We start from the raw sequence: 21,275 nt of genomic DNA on the forward strand, positions 1-21,275 counted from the left end.
AACTAAAACAATATCTCAAATTTAGCATTTACGCTGTTTGATCTTACATCTTTAGCAAAAGCTCCAGTGTAAGAAAGGCCTAAATTTACATTTTTATAGACATTTGCTTTTATGCCAAGGCTAGCTGTGCCAAGGTTTTTAACCTCTTTGCCCTCTAGCTCTAGATATCCAGCATTTGCGACATTTACGCCGATTGTTGGTTTTGTGTCGCCAACTAGTCTGTTGTATGCTAGATCAGCTTCAAATTTCATCTTAGTGCTACCTAGACTAAATGGTACGCTAGGGTTTAGACCAAGGCTAAAAATGCCTAAATTTCTAGTTTTTTCATCAACATCCATCTTAAAAATTCCTACATTTTGGCTTGTGCTATCAGTTTTCATGCGTAGATAGCTTGCACCCACATAAGGGTTTAGCGAGAAATTTTCTGTGTTAAAGCTAGTTAGGGCTAAATTTGCATAAGCATTAAGCGCTTTTTCTTTGCTTTTTATATGATCGTTTGAGTAAAAGCTTGCGATTGTTGCACCATTTTGAGTTTTGCGCTTAGCATCTGTGTATAGGACGCCAAGGTCTAGTTTTGTGCTAGCGATCTCACTTTTGCCGTAGATGCCGATGCTTTTGCCTTTTGTCTTATAGGCATCATCGCCGTCTTCTTTTACTTTTTCTGTGCTAGCACCAAGAACACCGCCAAGTACAAATGCGTCATTTACACTGCCGTCAAATCCAAAAAGCTGTGTCATAGAGTTTGTTTTGATGTCATTAAATTTCATAGCGTCAAACATGGTATTTGACCAAAATTTCATACCGTTTGAGTCGCTTGCTCTTATGCCAAATGGGTCAGATTCGTGGTTGATAACTGCATTTTTAAGAATGATATTTTCTAGTAAAAATGCATTGTGCTGAGCTAAATTTGCCTCATTTGCAAAGGTTTTTAGAGTTTGTTTTGCCTCTTTTGGTGTAGTGTAGATGAAGTGTCTATAAAGATCGCTTGTGATAACTGCTGGTCTGCTTCTAAATGGTGAAGGAAGTAGCGCTGGCTGGCTTGCTGTGCTTTCTATGAGCTGTGCAACTTTCTTTTGGTTGTCATTAGCTGCGATGCTTGTCATTGTATTTTTTGATTTTTTAAGGGTAAGCTCTAGCTTGTCATCACTATAGTTTTTTCCAAGATCAAAAAATGCATACTCTTTTGAAAGGGTATCTTCATAGCCTTTGAAATTTCCAGTTGCAGTAAATGTCTTTGATTTTGTGCTGTCGTTATAGAGCCTTTGCATGATCTCTAAGCTTGGCTCACTTATGTTTATAAATGAGTTTTTCTCAAAGTTTAGATCTAAATTTGAAGCGCCGTTTGAGACGATGTAGCTACCGCCTGATTTTATAGTGGCTTTTACTACGTCATTTGAGCTTTTTTTGGTCACTTCTCCTAAAGATAGTTGCAAGGTAAATTTATTTCTACTAACCTTTGGCACGCTCATTTGTTTTACAATTTCTAGTGCGCCGCCATTTTCTACTATCACATCGCTTGATTTTAAAGATTGATTAAGAGCTGTGATCTTGCCGCCTTTTATCATGGTCTTGCCAGTGTAAGAGTTGTCTCCTGCTAGGCTTAGTGTGCCTTGACCTCTTTTTATAAGAGTACCTTCATAGCCCTCGCTTGCTCTTAGCTCTCTTGCTCTTTCTCTAGCATTACCTATCTCAAGTTCAGCTTTTTGCTCTGGTGTTAAATTTGTTATTTTCTCTAGCTCAGCCTTGCGCTTGGTCCAAATTTTAGCCTCTGCATCATCTTCTGTTTTTCTAAATTTGATAGCCACATCGCTTATGTTGTTTGAGTAGATATCATCACTATTTAAATTTACATCAAATACTCCTAGAAGCTGACCTGGTCCAAACATCGCCTTATATAGATCCACTACGCCCCAGCCCCAGCGCTCATCAGGCACTCCAAGCGCAGCAGTAAAGCCTGAAATTTTTCTAGTATCAGCTGGCTCTTTGAAATCATCATGAATCTGCCTTGCAGTAGTTAGTAGCACCTCTCTTATCTGGGCGTTATTCATATATGGATATCTTTGCATGATGACACCAAGCGCGCCAGTGACGTGTGGAGCTGCCATTGATGTGCCGCCTTTTGTGCCGTAGTCTGCTTTGCCAGTTTTTAGATCAACGACGGTTGAGTATATAGGTTTTGCAGGTGCTGCCACGCTCCACCATTTTGAGTGGCCAGGTGTGTTGTAGCGCTGCGTGTCGCCCTCTAGCTGACCAGTGACATTTAGCCAGTACTTCTCAGCATCAGGTCTAAAGTATGGAAGCATCGCTCTTGTATATGACTCTTTCATCCCGTCTCTGTTGCCAGCAGTAAAAATTTGGATGACGCCATATCTTGTAGCGACCTCATAGGCTGCATCTAAGAAATTTTTGCCATTTACTACAAATGGATAGTAGCTTTTATAGGCAGCATCAAGATCTTTTATATCTAGGTTGTTGCCACCATCATATCCAGTAGCACCTTCATAGGCTTTGTAAAATTTGCGGTTTGAACCCCAGCTGTTATTTATCGCTCTAGCTCCACTCTTTGCTAGTCCTTCGTAGGATTTTAAAAAGAAGTTGTAGTCTTGATTTGGACCATATGTCATGCCGTCAGTGCCGCCAGTATTGCCCATTATAAGCCTTGAGTCAAATGCTACGCCGTGCATGCCAACGCCATCTCTTGAAGCAGCTATGCTGCCAGCTACGTGAGTGCCGTGAGAGTCATTTACTCCAGCTATCCAGTCACCATCTATGCTAAATTCCTCGCCTTTTTTAAAGTCACCAAAGTTTTTTTTATTTTTATCTCCGCTGCCTTTTCCAACTAATGGTGAGTTGCCATACTCGGTGTCAGGGTATCTTTGACCATCTTTGTAGTAGCTACCAGAAACCTTTAGCGCACTTACTCTGCCATCACTAAATTCTGGATGGCTAAGTAGCACTCCAGAGTCCATCACACCAAGCGTTACTCCTTTGCCAGTTGCTCCAAGAGCATACGCAACGGCTGCGTTCATACTCACTAAACCCCAGTCAGCTTTGTATTCATCGCTTTGCCAGCTTTTTATATCGCCAAATTTACCTCTGTTTTGCTCACTGGCACTTAGTTGATTAGCAAGCAAAAGAGTGCAGCAAGCAACGCTTAAAAGGATGCACTTTTTGCTTGAAACAGATCTTTTCATATCTCGTCCTTTACATAAAATTTAAACCAATTCTAAAATTCTTAAAATAAATTATTAATTAAAATAATAATAATTTAATAAAAAATCGTAGGCTAAATTTACGAAAATATACGTTATTTACGCTATTTTTACATTTAGCTAGATATTTTTATAAAAGAGTTCATCTAAAATTAGTTATTTAAATATAATTTTTTTTGTATCTATTTTTAAAACTATTATTTATATATTTTTTTAAAGGATTATTATTTTTCATTAAATTTACAGGACTAAAATTTCGCAAATTTATTCAAGGATGAGATATGAAAAAGAGTTTATTAAGCCTTGCGTTGTTTTGCACTTTAGCTTTTTGTGCCGATGATGAGGTGGTTGGCAAACAAAATGATCAAGTATGGATAGGAGCTATGGGCGGATGCAAGCTTTATGTATTTTCACTAAAGACGACTGACGCGCCAGTAGATAAGCTAATAGCCAAAGATGAGGCGCAAAAAGAGCTTGTGGCAAATACTAAAAATTTACCAAACAAACACAACGTAATGTTTGCAAAGTGCGAGGACTATACGGCACTCATAGATAGCGGCTATGAAGATAGCTTGAAAAATTTAAAGTATGATCTGCAAACTTTTGGCAATATAAAGCCAGAGGACCTAACCTACGTCATCATCACGCACGCTCATCCTGATCACATAGGTGGGCTCATAGATGGAGGCAAAAAGACATTTAAAAACGCCAAGCTTCTTATAGATGAAAAGGAGTGGGACTACTGGATGAAGGGCAAAGATGAGAGGATAAAAGAAATTTTATCGCTTTATAAGGATGATAAGAGCTTTTTTGATCATAAAAAGCCGCTATTTGACGGGGCGCTAAAGATCATGGCTATCCCAGCCTACGGCCACACTCCAGGGCACAACATGATAAGCTTTGAGTCAGATAACGACAAGATCATCTTTATAGCCGACCTTCTTCACGTCCTAGCAGTGCAAGAGGTCGAGCCAAGCATATCTATCACTTATGATATAGATCCAGTGCAAGCTGCTAAAACGAGAGAAAAGGTGCTTGATGGCTTGGAGGACGAGACTACAAAGATAGTGGGAGCTCACATGCCTTATAATAGCCCCATCACCTTGCCTGAGTGAGTAAATTTCTTTTGCTTTACAAATTTAGGATAAAATGCGGGCTTTAAAGGAGAAAATATGAGCGAATACGCAAATTTGATATTAGCTATCTTGCTAGCTATTTTGGCATTTGCATTTTATAGGTCAAACAAGGCGCTAAAAAAGGCAAAAGACGATAGCGAAAATGTCTCAGTCAGCACTGAAATTTCGCAGCTTAAAAGCATCGGTGAGCTATCTGTCTTTCAGGTCTATAGCAAAGAGATCGTCACAAAGACAGATCATGCGTTTGGAAATTTTGGCAAAGAGTATCTAAGGTGGCTAGTAAGCGAGAAGAAGCTTTCGATGATATTTGAATTTGAGATAAATTTCATCTACGATCTAACCAGCCCTAGACTTGAGATCATGCAGATCGCAAACTCTAGCTACAAGATAAAAATGCCTCCATGTAAGTATAAATTTTCAATCGCAGATATGAAATTTTATGACGAGAAAAATGGCAAATTTATACCATTTTTGCTGCCTGACTCGCTAAATGGCTTTTTTGGTAGCACTTTTACAGAAGAAGATAAAAATAGGCTAATAGAAGAGGCTAGAAACGAGGTTAAAAAGATGAGCGTTCGCCTTATCTCGCAGCTTCAAAGTAAAATCCACAAATCAGCTCGCGACACGCTTGAAGCGATAGCTAAGAGCTTTGGCGCAAACAAGGTCGAGTTTGTCTTTGACGATAGCGACGAGCAGATCAACGAGCAACTAAATTTAGAAAATATCGCATAAAAACAAAATTTAAAGGAGAAAAAATGAGTGTAAATTCACAAGAGGTCACACAAGCACCTGGCAACAACACAGTCTTTCAAACATGGGTTTTAAAAGGCGACAAAAAGGCATGTAAAGAGGGCTTTGCTAAGCTTTGTGCTTTGGTTGTAAATTTAAACAAAACTGCTAAAGTTAGATTTGGCGCAAATGAAAATGTAAATTGCGTCCTTGGCGTGGGTCATGATGCTTGGAAAAAGCTTGGAATTTCAAAAGAATTACCAAAAGAGCTTGTAAATTTTAAAGCGATCAAAGGCGACAAACACGAGGCTGTTAGCACAAAGGGCGATATCCACATCCACATCCGCGCGCTAAATGCGGCTGACTGCTTTGACATGGCGCAAAATATCAAAGAAGTTTTGTTTAAATTTGCAGAGCTTACAGATGAGACTCAAGGCTTTAAGTACCACGACGGCAGGGCTATCATCGGCTTTGTAGATGGCACTGAAAACCCTGATGGCGAAGATAGAGACCTTTTTGCAAAAGTCGGCAAAGAGGACGCTAAATTTAAAGGTGGTAGCTACGTTTTTGTCCAAAAATACTTCCACAAAATGAAAGAGTGGAACGCCACAAGCGTAAGCGAGCAAGAAAAGGTTATAGGCCGCTCAAAAGAGTATGACATCGAGATGGACGAGAGCGTAAAACCTACAAATTCACACTCAGCTGCTGCAAATGTCGGCGACGATAAAAAGGTCGTGCGCGGCAATATGCCATTTACTGAAGGCAGCAAAACAGGCACTTATTTCATCGCTTATGCAAGCACATTTTCAACGGTTGAGCTTATGCTTAAAAAGATGTTTATCGGCGAGCCAAAAGGCAACTCAGATAGACTACTTGACTTTAGTACGCCAGTAACTGGGGCTTTATATTTTGCTCCTACGCTTGATATGCTTGGTGACTACGAGGGATAAATTTAGCTTGGGGCGAAGCAAATTTGCCCCTTTAAATTTATAAGGATAAAGATGCCAGAGTGGTTTATCTACGCAGCTCTTTCGGCTGTTTTTGCTGCACTTACAGCGATCTTTGCAAAGCTAGGCGTAAAGGACATCGACAGCGATTTTGCGACATTTATAAGAACGGTCGTTGTCATTTTGATGCTTGTTTTGCTTTTAAGTGTGGCTAAAAAATGGCAACCGCTAAGCTCGCTAAGTCTCAAAAACTGGCTCTTTCTTATACTAAGTGGCATGGCGACTGGGCTTTCATGGCTTATGTATTTTAAAGCGATGCAAGCAGGCAAGGTCTATCAGGTAGCACTGGTTGATAAATTTAGTGTTGTGCTGGCTATCATTTTGGCTGTCATATTTCTTGGTGAGAGGCTAAATTTAAAAGAAATTTTAGCCGTTTGCCTTATCGTATCTGGCGTGTTTCTACTCATTTTTAAATAAATTTTTCTGCGTTATTCTTAAAGTATATTTTTAATTTTAATTTGTAATTAATCAAAAAGCCTCTAGAATTTGACAATTTCATTTTGAAGTGAGAAATATGAAAAAAATTATTCTATCAGCCATTGTGGCTTGTGCTGCATTTGGTGCAGGCATGAACTACACAGATGTCGTAAAGGACGTATATGCTGACGCAAACTCAGCTAAGAGCATAGGCAGGCTGCTACCAACCAACGCAGTTGAAATTTTACAAACTAGCGGCGACAGAGCGCAGATCAAAGTAAAAGGCTATCAAAACCCAGCCGTTAGCAACGTAGTTTATTTTGCTGATGGCGCGAGGATCATCTCAGTAGCATTTGCAAAAACTGCACCTTTTGATATCAAAGTGACAAAAGAGGGCAAAAACGGCAAATGGAACGAGGTAGAAACCACAGTTTTTGTTCAAAAAGATGGCTTTAGCACTGATGTAAATGCGATGTTTGCAAAAGCTGATAAGATGTATAAAGAGAGCTGTGGCGTTTGCCATGCGTTGCCTCAAACTACGCACTTTAACGCAAATCAATGGCCGTCACTTCTAAAATCAATGATCGGCAGAACCGCAATAGAGAAAAAAGACGAGTGGCTAGTTATCGAGTACCTACAAAAACACTCATCTGACGTAAATTTAGGCAAATAAGGAGAAAAAATGAACGAGAACAGACGAGATTTTCTAAAAAAAGGTGCAACAGCGATTGCAGCTACACCTTTGCTTTCAGGCGTAACAGCTTCAAATTTGTTTGCTGATGAGGTTAAAAAGGGCGTTGTAAAAAATGGCGAAACTCTTACAGCTGCTCACTGGGGCATGCTAAAAGTTACAACTAAAAACGGCATCGCTGTAAAGTCAGAGCCTATCCAAAAGACAAGTGAAATTTACAACCCACTTCAACACTACACACCAGATATGATCTATAAAAGTCGTATCAAGCACACAATGGTAAGAAAGAGCTACTTGCAAAACCCAGATAGCCCAAAACCAGAGCTTCGCGGCATCGATGAGTGGGTCGAAGTGCCTTACGAAGAAGCGATCAAACTAGTTGCTAAGGAGCTTAAAAAAACAAGAGCTCAAAAAGGTTTAGAGAGCGTTTTTGCAGGTAGCTACGGCTGGAAATCAAGCGGCAATGTGCATAACTCAATAATTTTACTTCATAGATTTATGAACCTTAGTGGCGGCTTTGTTGGCTCGCTAGGCGACTACTCAACAGGCGCTAGTCAGATCATCATGCCTCACGTTGTAGGTAGTATCGAGGTTTATGAGCAGCAAACTAGCTGGCCAGTCGTGCTAGAAAACTCAAAAGTCGTAGTCATCTGGGGCGCAAACCCACTTGCGACACTTCGCATAGCTTGGACAGCGACTGATGAGCAAGGCTTTAAATACTTTGAAGAGCTAAAAAACAAAAAAGATATCAAAGTAATCGTGATCGATCCTATCAGGTCTGAAACAGCGCAATACTTCGACAAAGCTCAGTGGATCGCTCCAGTGCCAAACACCGACACAGCGATGATGCTAGGCATGATGCACTACCTATATGAAAGCGGCAAATACGATAAAGAATTTATCGAAAACTACACTTATGGCTTTGATAAATTCCTCCCATATCTACTAGGCAAGACAGACAACACTCCTAAAAATTTAGAGTGGGCGAGCAAAATTTGTGGTATCGACAAAGATACTTTAAAAGAGCTAGCTGATACATTTGTAAGCAACCGCACGATGCTAATGAGTGGTTGGGGTATGCAGCGCGCTCACCACGGCGAGCAACCACACTGGGCGATGGTAACACTTGCTGCTATGATCGGTCAGATAGGCATACCAGGCGGAGGCTTTGGCTTAAGCTACCACTACTCAAACGGCGGCGCACCAACATGCAAAGGCGCAGTCATCGGCGGTGTAAATAGCGCAAGTGTGGGTAAATTTAACGAAAAAGGCGAGTTTATCGGCACCGATACAGGCGAGTTCGACAAACACGGTCGCTTCGTCGCAAAAGCAGCCGCAGTAGCAGGCACAGGTCAAAGCTGGCTACAAAAAGCAACCAACTACGCTTTCCCAGTAGCTCGTATCGCTGATGCGTTGCTTCACCCTGGCAAAGTGATCGATCACGACGGCAAAAAGATCACCTATCCAGACATCGACTTTATCTACTGGGTCGGCGGCAACCCACTTGTTCACCACCAAGATACTAATACAAATTTAAAAGCGTGGAGAAAGCCAAGAACCGTTGTCGTTCACGAAGCTTACTGGACACCGACAGCAAAGATGGCTGATATCGTCTTTCCAGTCACAACAGAGTATGAGAGAAACGACATCACGATGACTGGGGACTACTCAAACATGAACATCGTACCAATGAAGCAAGTCGTTGAAAAATACCGCGAAGCAAAAGATGACTATCAAATTTTCACTGACCTTTGCAAGGCTTATGCTAAAAATTTAGTCGTTGCCTACACAGATAACGGCAAAGACGAGTTTGACTGGATCAAAGAGTACTATGACGCAGCCTACGCTCAAGTAAAGGCAGTCCCTGAGCTTGCAAGCGACATGAAGCCATTTGAAGAGTTTTGGAGTGAAAACAAACCAGTCACATTTGCCTCATCTCAAGATAGTGATAGTTGGGTAAGACTTGGTGAGTTTAGAGAAGATCCTGTGCTAAACGCTCTTGGAACGCCTAGCGGTCTTATCGAAATTTACTCAGATACGATCGAGAAAATGGGCTATGATGACTGCAAAGCGCACCCAACTTGGTTTGAGCCGATCGAGTGGCTAGGCATGAAAGATAAACCTGCAAAATACCACATGATAAGCGCTCACCCAACTGACCGCTTGCACTCACAGCTAAGCCAAACTTCACTTCGTGAGAAGTATGCTATCGCTAACCGCGAGCCAGTGTGGATAAACGAAAATGATGCAAAAGAGCTTGGCGTAAAAACAGGCGATTTGGTGTGTGTATTTAACGCTCGTGGCGAGGTTTTGGCAGGTGCTTATGTGACTAAAAACATAAAAGAGGGCGTTGTAAAACTAGCTGAGGGCGCTTGGTATGACGGCTTTGACAGCGGCATCTGCAAAAACGGCTCTGCAAACGTGCTAACCATAGATATCCCAACAAGTAAGCTAGCAAACGGCAACATCAGCCATACAGCTCTTGTAAATATCAGAAAATATCAAGGTGATGAAGCACCAAAACTTACAGCGTTTTCTGAGCCAAAATTTTCTAAATAATTTCAAAGCAGGGGAGTGATCTCCTGCTTTCATACTTAAAATTCTAAAGTAAATTTTCTATTTACAAAAAGCTTAAATTTATATTTGAAGTCCTATAATTCCGTAAATTTTATTTCACAAGGAGTGTTGAGATGAGGTACAAGGCAAACTACAACTATTTAAAAGACAAGGTTGTCGAGCTAATTATTCAAAATCAAGACCATATTTCAAAAACATTATGTCGGTAATTTTACTGATCTAATTTGCAAAATTTATACAAAAATTAAAAACAGCAGGAAGGGACAAATTTAAGGGATGAACAGGTTAAGTATAAAATTTAAGATATCTTTGATATCTTTTTTAGGTTTAGTTTTTTTAGTAGTTGCAAGTGTATATATTCTAAATGGACTTTTAAACACTAGAAATGCAGCTTCAAAAAGTGTTGAAATGGTTGAGAATATTACTCTACAAGGAGAGTTTATACATGAACTTCAAAAGGAGCGTGGATATAGTGGAGGATTCATTAGCAAAGCACCAGGTTCAGCTGATGTTTTAAAAACTCAAAGAGAAAAAGTTGATGCTATTATGCCTAGGCTTATCAACAAAGATGAGGTAATGCAAAAAGTAGTTGATACAAGATCAAAAATAGATGCTGGTGGTGATGCTTCATTACTTAAAAATTTCAATGAAGTTATTGCACTTACACTTATAAATGCAAATGCTCAAAGTGAACAAGCACAACCCGATCTAAAAGATGAATTAACAAGAATTTTGACTATTTCAAAAATAAAAGAGTATTTTGGTATCACAAGAGCCATGATGAATGTAGTGTTTATCAAAAAAAGCATGAATGAAAATGCTTATGTAAATTTAGTTTCATATCATGCAATAATCTCTAACTTGATAAATGATTTCGAGAAATTTAATCCTAAGTCTTATCCGAAATTTAAAGAGAGTGTGCTTGATACAAATGAATATAAAAGCATTGATGACATAATCAGTAGTGCTATTGCAAATAAAGACGAAACTGTTGCAAAGATAGATGCAAAAGCTTGGTTTGGTACTATTACTACACTTATAGATGAATTTAGAGATTATGAACTTTATTTGTTAAATAATATGAAAGCCACAGCTATACAAGATAAAACAGCAGCTGAACAAAGAGCCGTATTTGTCGGTATTTTGCTTGGCATTGCTATTTTGATTTTGCTTGTTATATCATTTGTTGTTGGTAAAAATATAATAAGAGGCATTGACCTAACTAAAAATTCATTAAAAGATTTCTTTGACTTTTTAAATAATAAGACAAATAGTGCGCATCTTTTAAACATTAAAGGTAAAGATGAAATTTCTCAGATGGCAGCTTTAATAGATGAAAATATTGAAAAGATTAGAACAGCTAAAGAAAATGAAAATGCTTTCATCCAAAAAGCCAACACCTTTGTAAATGAGATAAAAGATGGCAACTATGAAGCAAGCTTAGAAGCAGATACTAATAACCCAGCTCTAAATCAACTAAAAAGCACATTTAAAGATCTACAACTTGCTCTTAAAAATGCAATCTCAAGTAACGGCAAAGATGTTCTTGATCTACTAAACACTTATAAAAACCAAGACTTTACAAAAAGACTTGATGATGAAGGTAAGATAGCAAGTGGTATAAACTCTCTAGGCATAGAGATATCTAAAATGCTAAATGACAATCTAAATAAAGCACAAATACTTGAAGAAAAAGCAAAACTTTTGTCTGACTCAGTCTCACAAGTAGCTAACTCAGCTAGCATCCAAGCAAATAGCTTGCAAGAATCAGCTGCTGCAGTAGAGCAAATGTCTAGCTCAATGAATGCAATAAGTCAAAAAGCAGAAGATGTAACAAGACAATCTGAAGAGATAAAAAATATCATCGTAATAATAAGAGATATAGCAGATCAAACAAATTTACTTGCTCTTAATGCTGCTATTGAAGCAGCACGTGCAGGAGAACATGGACGTGGCTTTGCAGTTGTTGCTGATGAAGTTAGAAAACTAGCTGAACGTACTCAAAAATCTCTAGGTGAGATAGAAGCAAATGCAAACGTACTTGCTCAATCAATAAATGAGATGAGTGAGTCTATAAGAGAGCAAACTGATGGAATTAATATGATCAATCAATCAGTTGCTCAAATAGATCACTTAACAAAAGAAAATGTATCCATAGCTAATCAAGCAAACGAAGTCACATCAGAGGTTGATAACATGGCTAAGACAATAGTAAGTGAAGTAAGAAAGAATAAATTTTAATCACTTTTTTTGAATAACCAATCCCTCAAGTTTATGCTTGAGGGAGACTTTAAATTTAATTTATAAAAATAATTAAGATATTTAATAAAATTTACTTCATTTACTAAATAAAACATAATTTCTATCCTATTACATGTGTTACTTTTCTACTCAACTATTTAAATAAATTTATAATTTATTTTTTTAAGATTTACTTGTAAAATCCCAATAAATATGCAAAAAAATTGCTTTAAACTATCGTATCATCTCTTTTATCAAGGGCTATTTATATAAATTTTCTTAAACTAATATGTAATTTTATGTTTTAAGTTTATTAAAAATTTTATCTATGTAAATCAGGGGTAAATAAGTTTAATGAGAGTAATATTTCTTAAATTTGTTTAAATCTTTTAAGGAGAAAAAATGAATCGACGAGATTTCATCAAAAGTGCTGCAGCTAGTGCTGCTTGTGCTAGTGCCGGTATCGCTGTGCCAAGCTCGCTAAGTGCGGCAAACGAAGCTGAAAAAGGCTGGCGTTGGGATAAGGCTGCCTGTAGATTTTGTGGAACTGGATGTGGCATCATGGTTGCTACAAAAGAGGGCAAGATAGTAGCTGTAAAAGGCGATCCAGAAGCACCAGTAAACCGCGGTCTAAACTGTATCAAAGGCTACTTTAACGCTAAGATCATGTACGGCGAAGATAGGATCACTCATCCACTTTTACGTGTAAATGAAAAGGGCGAATTTGACAAAAAAGGTAAATTTAAGCAAGTAAGCTGGAAACAAGCGTTTGACGTGATGGAAGCTCAGTTTAGAAAGACTTATGATGAGCTTGGACCTCACGGCGTTGGCGTGCTTGGCTCTGGTCAATACACAATCCCAGAGGGCTACGCAGCAGTTAAGCTTATGAAAGGTGGCTTTAGAAGCAACAGCATCGATCCAAACGCAAGACACTGTATGGCAAGTGCGGTTCTTGGCTTTATGCAAGTTTTTGGTATTGATGAGCCATCAGGCTGCTTTGATGACATCGAGCTAACAGATACTGTCATAGCTTGGGGCGCAAATATGGCTGAGATGCACCCGATCCTTTGGGCGCGCGTGAGCGATAGAAAGCTTAGTGATCCTGATAGAGTAAAGGTAGTAAATTTAAGCACCTACTCAACTAGAACATCAAATTTAGCCGATATCGAGATCATTTTTGCTCCGTCATCTGACCTTGCTATATGGAACTACATCGCTCGTGAGATAGTCTATAACCACCCTGAGATGATCGATGAAGAATTTGTTAAAAAACACTGCGTCTTCACAGCTGGCCCAGTTGATATCGGATATGGTCTTCGCCCAGACATCCATCACAAAAAATATGCTCCAAGCGAGCTAGACACAGCTGCGACTGAGAAGTCAAAGGTGTTAAGCGAGGCTGAGGGTGTTACGCTTTCTTATCTTGGTTTAAAAGCTGGTGATACACTTGAAAATAAAAACGCTGCAAAAGCTGGCGATCACTGGCAAATAACATTTGAAGAGTTTAAAAAAGCTCTTGCACCTTACACACTTGACTTTACAGCTAAGGTAGCAAAGGGCGATTCAAACGAAGATATCAATGAATTTAAGAAAAAACTAAAAGCACTTGCTGATCTTTACATCGAGAAAAACCGCAAAGTCGTTAGCTTCTGGACTATGGGCTTTAACCAACACCAACGCGGCACATGGGTAAATGAGCAAGCTTATATGGTGCATTTCTTGCTCGGCAAGCAAGCACTCCCAGGCTCAGGCGCCTTTTCTCTAACTGGCCAACCAAGTGCGTGCGGAACTGCAAGAGAGGTTGGAACATTCGTTCACCGCTTACCAGCTGATATGGTTGTCGGCAATCCAAAACACAGAGAGATCACTGAAAAACTTTGGAAACTACCTGCTGGCACGCTAAATGCTGTACCAGGCTCACACTACGTAAAGATGATGCGTGATCTTGAAGATGGCAAGGTTAAATTTATCTGGGTTCAAGTAAATAACCCATGGCAAAACACTGCAAACGCAAACCACTGGATCAAAGCAGCTCGCGAAATGGACAACTTCATCGTCGTAAGTGACCCTTATCCAGGAATTTCTGCAAAAGTAGCTGACCTTATTCTCCCAACTGCGATGATTTACGAAAAATGGGGCGCATACGGTAATGCCGAGAGAAGGACGCAGCACTGGAGACAGCAAGTGCTCCCTGTTGGCGAAGCGATGCCTGATATCTGGCAGATGCTTGAGTTTAGTAAGCGCTTTAAGCTAAAAGACGTTTGGGGCGAGAAAAAACTAAATGACAAAGTGACACTTCCAAGCGTGCTTGAAGCTGCAAAAGCTATGGGATATAGTGAAGAAGATACGCTATTTGACGTGCTTTTTGCAAATGAAGATGCTAAGAAATTTAGCGCAAACGATCCGATCATGGAAAACTATGACAATACAGAAGTCTTTGGCGACAGCAGAAAAGTTATCGGCTCTGATGGTAAAGAATTTAAAGGATATGGATTTTTCATCCACAAATATCTTTGGGAAGAGTATAGAAAATTTGGCGTTGGACACGGTCACGACCTAGCTGACTTTGACACTTACCACAGAGTAAGAGGTCTTAGATGGCCAGTTGTCGATGGTAAAGAGACTCAGTGGAGATTTAACACCAAATTTGACCCATACGCTAAAAAAGCTGCTCCAAATGATAAATTTGCATTCTACGGCAACAAAAACGCAGCCCTTCCAACAGGCGATCTAAAAGGCGTAAAAAATCAAGAGAAAACTCCTCTTGCAAACAAAGCAAAAATTTTCTTCCGCCCTTACATGGATCCATGCGAGATGCCAAGCAAAGATTATCCATTCTGGCTATGTACTGGCCGTGTCCTAGAGCACTGGCATACAGGTACGATGACTATGCGTGTTCCTGAGCTTTATAGAGCCGTCCCAGAGGCACTTTGCTACATGCATGAAGATGACGCTAAAAAACTTGGCGTGCTTCAAAATGAGATCGTTTGGGTCGAGTCACGCCGCGGCAAGGTAAAAGCAAGAGTAGATCTAAAAGGTAGAAATAAGCCGCCAGTAGGTCTTGTTTATGTGCCTTTCTTTGACGAAAACGTATTTATAAATAAAGTCTGCCTTGACGCTACTTGCCCGATCTCAAAAGAGACAGACTATAAAAAGTGCGCGGTTAAAATTTACAAGGCATAAAAGTGGCTGATATGGAATTTTCAAGTAGGCGTGAAGCTTTGAAATTTGGAGCTAAGGCGGCGATCTTAGCTCTTGGCGGAGGCTTTATATGGTCACTTAGTGCCAAAGCCTCACCGCTTGTACTTCTTAGACCGCCTGGTGCGAAAGCGGAGAAGCAGTTTTTAAAGAGCTGTATTAGATGCGGGCTTTGTGTAGAGGCCTGTCCATTTGATACGCTAAAACTCGCTACTCTTGAAGATGGTATAAGTGTCGGTACGCCTTATTTTGAGCCTAGAAAAATTCCTTGTCATATGTGCGAGCATATCCCTTGCGTGCCAGCCTGTCCGACTGGTGCGCTGGATGCAAATTTAGTAAGCACAGCTGGCAAACTAGACATAAATAAAGCCAAAATGGGCGTTGCAGTGGTCGATATGAAAAACTGCGTGGCATACTGGGGCATACAGTGCGATGCTTGCTACAGATCCTGTCCGCTCATAGATAAGGCCTTGTATCTTGAGTATCGCCGCAACGAAAGGACGCAAAAGCATGCGTTTTTACTCCCAGTAGTTGATAGCGATATCTGCACAGGATGCGGCGTGTGCGAGCGAGCCTGTATCACCGAAAAAGCAGCCATTACCGTGCTAAACCGCGAAGTTGTGCTTGGCAAAGTTGGCGATAACTACGTCAAAGGCTGGATAAAAGAAGATGAAAGGCGCGTGGATGATGCCGACAGCAAGATAAAGCTCGACATCAAAAAGGCGACTGACTATCTAAATGGTGGTGAGCTATGAAATTTTTAATCTTAAGACGAATAACTCAAATTTCTATCCTAGTGCTATTTATCCTAGGAAATGTTTATGGAGTTAAGATACTTAGCGGAAATTTAAGCTCATCTTTGCTTTTTGGACAAATTCCACTAAGCGATCCATTTGCGGTGCTTCAAATTTTACTAGCAGGCTTTAGCGTAGGCATAAATGCAATAATTGGCGCGATCATCGTCTTTGCATTCTACGCGCTCATCGCTCCTAGGGCATTTTGCTCGTGGGTTTGCCCAGTAAATTTACTAACCGACATTGCTTACAAGCTAAGAGAGAAATTTGGCTTTAAGGGTGAGAAAATTTTAAACGTAAGTAAAAATTTGCGCTACTACTTGCTAGCGCTTGCTCTTATCTTAAGCCTTGCTCTGTCAATGCCAGCTTTTGAGAGCATTAGCTTTGTTGGTATCATACAGCGTGGCATCATCTACGGCTCAGTTAGCGCCATTGGTATCGCCCTTGGCATAGTTGCCTTTGATATGTTCGTGCTAAAGCGCGGAATTTGCTCACATGTCTGCCCACTTGGTGCATTTTACGCGGTGATATCAAAATTTGCACTCATCAGAGTAAAGCACGACGCAAATGCCTGCACAAAGTGCATGAAGTGCAAGCTCGTCTGCCCAGAGGTGCAAGTGCTAGATATGATCGGTAAAGAGAGCCGCGCGGTTAGTTCAAGCGAGTGCATAAGCTGCGGTAGATGCATCGACGTTTGCGGCGACGGGGCGTTAAATTTTAGTATTAGAAATTTAAGGAGAGAAAAATGAAAATGAAAATAATGGCGCTTGGAGCACTATGCGCTGCCTTTTTAGCGGCATGTGCATTGAATAATCCAAGCATTAGTGATTCGCAAATCGGCCTTAGAAATGTTGATTTGTTAGATGATAAAGACGTTGTTTTAAAAGACATCAACTATACAAAAGAGCCAGCAGGTATGGCAAAGAGATTTGATAGATCTTTTGAAAATGCACCTCCATTTATCCCACACGACACTGAGGGTTTGGTGCCTATCACAAAAGATTCAAATATGTGCGTAACCTGCCACATGCCTGAGTTTGCAAAAGATAGCGGAGCAACTCCGATCCCTGCTTCTCACCTTTATGACATCAGAAACAAAAAAGATCTTGCAGGCAAGCTTGATGATGAGAGATATAACTGCACAACTTGCCACGTCGAGCAACAAAATGGCGTAACTCAGCTTGTTGGCAATAAATTTAAGCCTGACTTTAGAGATAAAAACGGCTCACATAAGTCAAATTTACTAGACGTTTTAAATGACGGCGTTAAGTAATGCAAAGCAGGCGAGAGCTAATTAGTAAAATTTTGGGGGCAAAACCTGCTCCCAAATTTATAGATCCACCATTTTTTAGTGGCGAATTTGACTGCGCAGGATGCGATGCTAGCTGCGTAAGTGCCTGTGAAAAAGAGCTTCTTAGCCTTGAAAATGAAAGAGTTGTTTTTAAAGTTAAAAAGCTAGGCTGCGACTTTTGCGAAGAGTGTGCGAAAGCTTGTCAAAGTAGCGCTCACGTGACACTAAGCTTAAACTCACCAAAGAGCATAAACGCTAAAGTTAGCATCAACGTCGCTAGCTGCCTAGCGTGGAATGACACGATTTGCTACAACTGTCTTGATGCTTGTAAATTTAAAGCAGTTGAGTTTCTTGGTGTTTTTCGCCCTATAATCAATCAAAATTGCGTCAGCTGCGGCGAGTGCTTTGATGTTTGTTTTAAAAATTCGCTTGAGATGGAGGCTTTATGAGAGTTTTATTTTTTCTTTTTTGCTTGTTAAATCTTGTCTTTGCAAATGAGATCACAACACCTATTAAAGAGATAGAAGCTAGTGCAAATGTGCTTGGCACCACGCTGATAAATGGCAAACTTTTTATCGCAACTGATGGTGGCACGGTTGAAATTTACGATCCAAAAGAGTCTAAATTTGATGAGATCATCAAAATGGATGATATAAAAACCTACGTTAGCGACCATGAAAGGCCAAAAATTTTAAATGTCGATGAACTAAATGGCAAGATACTCATCCTAAGCGAGGGCGACTACGCTACAAAGGTGCTTTATATAAGAGAAAATGGGCAGATGAGAAGCATAAAAATGGCTAATCAAGCGACAAAAAAGGCACTATTTTTAGATGATGAGCATATAGCACTTGCCTCAATCAGCAATGAAATTTACTTTTTAAACCTAAAAAGTGGCGAAATTTATGATAGTTTTAAGATCTCTATCGCAATGCTCTCAGACATGGAGATAAGCGAAGATAGAGGCACATTAGCGATCGCTTGTGAGAGTGGCAAGGTCTATTTTTACAACGTTCATACTAAAAAGATGGACAAAATTTTAGATATCCACACTGATAATATCTACGACATCGCCTATAAAAATGGCGTCATGATCAGCGGAGGCACCGACAGGATCGCTGGCATCTTCTCAGCTGGGACGCTAAAAAAGATAAATACTGGCTTTTTGGTTTATGGCGTGGGGCTTAGTAGTGACGGCAAGATCGCAGCTTATATGAGCGATGAGATGAGCGATGTAAATTTGGTTGATAGCGTCACTTTGGATAAGATCGCGATGCTAAAAACAGGTCAAAGCACGATAAATAGCATAGTTTTCATAAGCGACAACGAGGTCGTAACCTCTGCTTATGAGAAGAAAATTTTATTTTGGAGAGTTAGATGAATATTTCAAGCCTGATAGTCTATACAGATAATAAAAATGAGAGCGTAAAAGGCGAGATAAGCAAGCTAAAAGAGTGCGAGATCATCACTGACGCAGAAGATAGGATCGTGGTGGTCGTTAGCTCAGAGAGTATTGAAGATGAGATCAGAGTTTTTAAGATGATAGAGGGCATTAGCGGCGTGGTAAGCGTTGCGATGGTTTATAGCTATCAAGAAGACGCTCAAGAGAATAGAGAGAGGCTTGAAGCAAACGGCAAGATAAGTGAAATTTTAACAAGCGATGACGTAAAAGCCGAAGATATCGCATATGGTGGTAGCGTGCATTATAAGGTGAGATGAAATTTAACTCCATTTTGAATAAAAAAGAAATTTAAAAATTTAATCAAACTATATTTGCAAATTTTAAACTTTCATTCACTCCTAAGAATTGACTACTAAAATTTGGCTTCGCTTGCAGCTTAGCTCAAATTTTAGAGCCGAAATTACTCGCTCATAAAATTTTAAAATTTAATAGATAATTCTTGAGTATTAAATTTGAAATTTATAGATAAGCACAAAGATTAAATTTAAGACTTAGAATTTAAAAATATACAAATTCCAACCCAGTCTAAACCAGGTTGAAATTTATGAAGATTTATGAAGTAGTTTGATTAAAATTTATTCTTTCTTACTTCACTTACTATTGTCTTAGCCATGTTATCAACATCGCTTGTTACTTCATTAGCTCTATTAGCAATTACAACATTTTCTTTTGTTAAGTGATCTATTTGAGCAACTGATTGATTTATCATATTGATGCCTTCACTTTGCTCTTTGATTGATTCACTCATCTCATTTATTGATTGAGCTAGGACATTTGTATTTGCTTCTATCTCACCAAGAGATTTTTGAGTACGTTCAGCTAGTTTTCTAACTTCATCAGCCACGACGGCAAATCCTCTGCCGTGTTCTCCTGCACGTGCAGCTTCAATTGCAGCATTAAGAGCTAGAAGGTTTGTTTGATCTGCTATATCTCTAATGATAGTTATAATGTTTTTGATCTCATCACTTTGTCTTATGACATCAGCTGTCTTTTGAGAGATGGCATTCATTGAGCTAGACATTTGCTCAACTGCAGCTGCTGATTCTTGAAGTGAGCTTGCTTGAGTGCTAGCACCTTGTGTAAGCTCTTTCATAGCTGAAGCCAAGGTTGTAGCCTTTTCTTCAAGCATCTTGGCATCATTTAAATTTGAGTTTAGCATAGAGCAAATTACTTCACCCATATTAGATACTCCAAGTATCATAGCCTTTAGATCGGCCTCTAGCTCATCATTTATCTCAACCTTTGCCGTAAAGTCATTTTTAGTATATGAGCTAAGAACGTTTGTTATGCCCTTTAAATTTGCTGAGATAGATGTAAAGAATTTATTTAGTAGCTCTTTTAGCTCATTTAGCGATGGGTTGTTTGGAGTTGAGCCTATCTTTGCTCCAAGGTTGCCTTTGATCATTAAATTTGCTACCTTATTTAGCTCATCTATCATAGTGCTATCTTTTTTGATACCAGCTACGACTTTATCGATGTTTTCATTTATAGCTTTACTCATCTCACCAAATTCATCATTTGATCTTACCTCTAGCTTGCTTGGTGCTTTTGCTTCGTAAGTTACAAATCTAAATAGATCATCAAGCTTAGACTGGATAGTTTTTATAGGGTTAAGAGACTTTTTAAGTAAGAAATAGACAAATGCTGAGAGGATAACGATAAATAGCACTGCTAGGATTAGCTGGATCTTTAGGAGGGGCATAGTATTTGTGGTAAATACATCTTTTTGCATAGCAGATATAGCCAGCCAGCCACGATCATTTAGCTCTATAAAGTCAGCATATAAGTCTTCACCTTTTAAATTTTTATATAGTATAAGACCATTCTCGTCAAAATCCTTTGCTTTGTATCGCTCGATTAACTTTTTGGTTAGTTCAGGGGCTGTATTTATTATATTTTTATCAGGGTGGATGATGATCTTACCATCTTTATCTGCAACAAAAGCATAGCTATAATCAGTCTTGCTGATACTCATGATCTCTTTGCTTAGCTCTTCGATACTAACATTTGTAGCTGCAACGCCGGCATCTTTTATAGGAGCAACGAAGCTTATTACCATTTGTTTTAAAGAAGAAGATATATACGGATCAGTAAAGGTAATGCCATTTTTTTCTTTAGCTAGTTTATACCAGTCTCTAGCCCTTGGATCATAGCCATCTTTTGGGGTTTCGTTTTTGCCATTTGAGCGGTACATCGCACCGTCATTATAGCCAGCATAAACAAGTCCAACTTCTTTATTTGACATCGATTTGCCTTGAGCTAAGATGGCGTCGATACCGTTGCGGTTTTCATCTAGCTTAGACAGGATAGAAGACATACTATCCACGATATGAAGATTGTTATTAAAAAATATATCCATTGCATTTTTAACATCTTTTAGAATTTGGCGCTGAGCTTGTGTGACTAGCTCGGTTGTCTTGTTCTGAGCGGTGTAGTAACTAGCGGCTGACATAGCCACAAACGAAATACATAGAGCAACTATTAACATTAGCGCTATTTTATTGGTGATTGACTTCACAC

The 21,275-nt window shown here is 39.5% G+C and carries 16 protein-coding genes and 2 pseudogenes; 15 read left to right on the forward strand and 3 right to left on the reverse strand.

All coding sequences use genetic code 11. The features are described 5' to 3' along the window. Positions 1–2: 2 nt before the first annotated feature. A complete protein-coding gene (locus tag CVS89_RS03630) occupies positions 3–3,194 on the reverse strand; it encodes a S8 family peptidase (RefSeq protein WP_107848224.1) in 3,192 nt (1,063 codons plus the stop codon). Positions 3,195–3,493: 299 nt separating this feature from the next. Here CVS89_RS03630 and CVS89_RS03635 point away from each other — a divergent pair, with 299 nt between their 5' ends. The 15 genes and pseudogenes from CVS89_RS03635 to CVS89_RS03700 all read left to right on the forward strand — a co-directional run bounded on the left by CVS89_RS03635 (position 3,494) and on the right by CVS89_RS03700 (position 19,012). Further along, a complete protein-coding gene (locus tag CVS89_RS03635; RefSeq protein WP_107848225.1) occupies positions 3,494–4,327 on the forward strand; it encodes an MBL fold metallo-hydrolase in 834 nt (277 codons plus the stop codon). Positions 4,328–4,384: 57 nt separating this feature from the next. Beyond that, a complete protein-coding gene (locus tag CVS89_RS03640) occupies positions 4,385–5,080 on the forward strand; it encodes a DUF4230 domain-containing protein (RefSeq protein WP_087582318.1) in 696 nt (231 codons plus the stop codon). Between the two features lie 23 nt (positions 5,081–5,103). After that, positions 5,104–6,027 carry a Dyp-type peroxidase gene (locus tag CVS89_RS03645; RefSeq protein ID WP_107848226.1) on the forward strand — a complete coding sequence of 308 codons (924 nt, stop codon included), beginning with the start codon at positions 5,104–5,106 and terminating at the stop codon, positions 6,025–6,027. Between the two features lie 51 nt (positions 6,028–6,078). After that, a complete protein-coding gene (locus CVS89_RS03650; protein ID WP_107848227.1) occupies positions 6,079–6,501 on the forward strand; it encodes an EamA family transporter in 423 nt (140 codons plus the stop codon). A gap of 97 nt (positions 6,502–6,598) precedes the next feature. Beyond that, positions 6,599–7,174, forward strand: a complete 576-nt coding sequence (locus CVS89_RS03655) for a cytochrome C (RefSeq protein WP_107848228.1) — start codon at positions 6,599–6,601, stop codon at positions 7,172–7,174. Positions 7,175–7,183: 9 nt separating this feature from the next. Continuing rightward, complete coding sequence (locus tag CVS89_RS03660) at positions 7,184–9,751, forward strand: molybdopterin-dependent oxidoreductase (protein ID WP_107848229.1); 2,568 nt, start codon at positions 7,184–7,186, stop codon at positions 9,749–9,751. 426 nt (positions 9,752–10,177) lie between these two features. Further along, positions 10,178–10,840: pseudogene (locus tag CVS89_RS10275) on the forward strand (nitrate- and nitrite sensing domain-containing protein); the annotation flags it as partial. Positions 10,841–11,419: 579 nt separating this feature from the next. Then, positions 11,420–12,010 (forward strand): methyl-accepting chemotaxis protein, encoded by a 591-nt coding sequence (locus CVS89_RS10280; RefSeq protein WP_233091269.1) that lies wholly within the window; start codon positions 11,420–11,422, stop codon positions 12,008–12,010. Between the two features lie 402 nt (positions 12,011–12,412). Then, positions 12,413–15,193 (forward strand): nitrate reductase catalytic subunit NapA, encoded by a 2,781-nt coding sequence (gene napA / locus CVS89_RS03670; RefSeq protein WP_107848231.1) that lies wholly within the window; start codon positions 12,413–12,415, stop codon positions 15,191–15,193. A gap of 11 nt (positions 15,194–15,204) precedes the next feature. Next, positions 15,205–15,963, forward strand: coding sequence for a ferredoxin-type protein NapG (napG, locus tag CVS89_RS03675; RefSeq protein ID WP_035143078.1), 759 nt, complete (start codon positions 15,205–15,207; stop codon positions 15,961–15,963). Beyond that, on the forward strand, positions 15,960–16,751 hold the full coding sequence (gene napH, locus CVS89_RS03680) for a quinol dehydrogenase ferredoxin subunit NapH (RefSeq protein ID WP_107848232.1): 792 nt from the start codon (positions 15,960–15,962) through the stop codon (positions 16,749–16,751). Before napG ends, napH begins: the two co-directional genes overlap by 4 nt. Continuing rightward, a complete protein-coding gene (locus CVS89_RS03685) occupies positions 16,748–17,275 on the forward strand; it encodes a nitrate reductase cytochrome c-type subunit (RefSeq protein WP_012001478.1) in 528 nt (175 codons plus the stop codon). The genes napH and CVS89_RS03685 overlap by 4 nt, the downstream gene beginning before the upstream one ends. After that, on the forward strand, positions 17,275–17,742 hold the full coding sequence (locus tag CVS89_RS03690) for a 4Fe-4S ferredoxin (RefSeq protein ID WP_107848233.1): 468 nt from the start codon (positions 17,275–17,277) through the stop codon (positions 17,740–17,742). Before CVS89_RS03685 ends, CVS89_RS03690 begins: the two co-directional genes overlap by 1 nt. Continuing rightward, the gene (locus tag CVS89_RS03695; RefSeq protein WP_107848234.1) at positions 17,739–18,674 is read left to right on the forward strand and encodes a WD40 repeat domain-containing protein; all 936 of its coding nucleotides are present in this window, start codon (positions 17,739–17,741) and stop codon (positions 18,672–18,674) included. Before CVS89_RS03690 ends, CVS89_RS03695 begins: the two co-directional genes overlap by 4 nt. Beyond that, entirely contained in the window at positions 18,671–19,012 is a 342-nt protein-coding gene (locus CVS89_RS03700; protein ID WP_002939660.1) for a chaperone NapD, read from the forward strand. Before CVS89_RS03695 ends, CVS89_RS03700 begins: the two co-directional genes overlap by 4 nt. A gap of 311 nt (positions 19,013–19,323) precedes the next feature. On the opposite strand, the gene CVS89_RS10285 is transcribed toward CVS89_RS03700, so the two are convergent. Both CVS89_RS10285 and CVS89_RS10290 read right to left on the reverse strand, forming a co-directional pair. Further along, positions 19,324–20,487 (reverse strand): methyl-accepting chemotaxis protein, encoded by a 1,164-nt coding sequence (locus CVS89_RS10285; RefSeq protein ID WP_430393991.1) that lies wholly within the window; start codon positions 20,485–20,487, stop codon positions 19,324–19,326. Positions 20,488–20,604: 117 nt separating this feature from the next. Continuing rightward, positions 20,605–21,243: pseudogene (locus tag CVS89_RS10290) on the reverse strand (cache domain-containing protein); the annotation flags it as partial. Positions 21,244–21,275 lie beyond the last annotated feature (32 nt).

The organism is Campylobacter concisus (genome assembly GCF_003048615.2).
In the GTDB taxonomy this organism is placed as follows: Bacteria; Campylobacterota; Campylobacteria; order Campylobacterales; family Campylobacteraceae; genus Campylobacter_A; species Campylobacter_A concisus_C.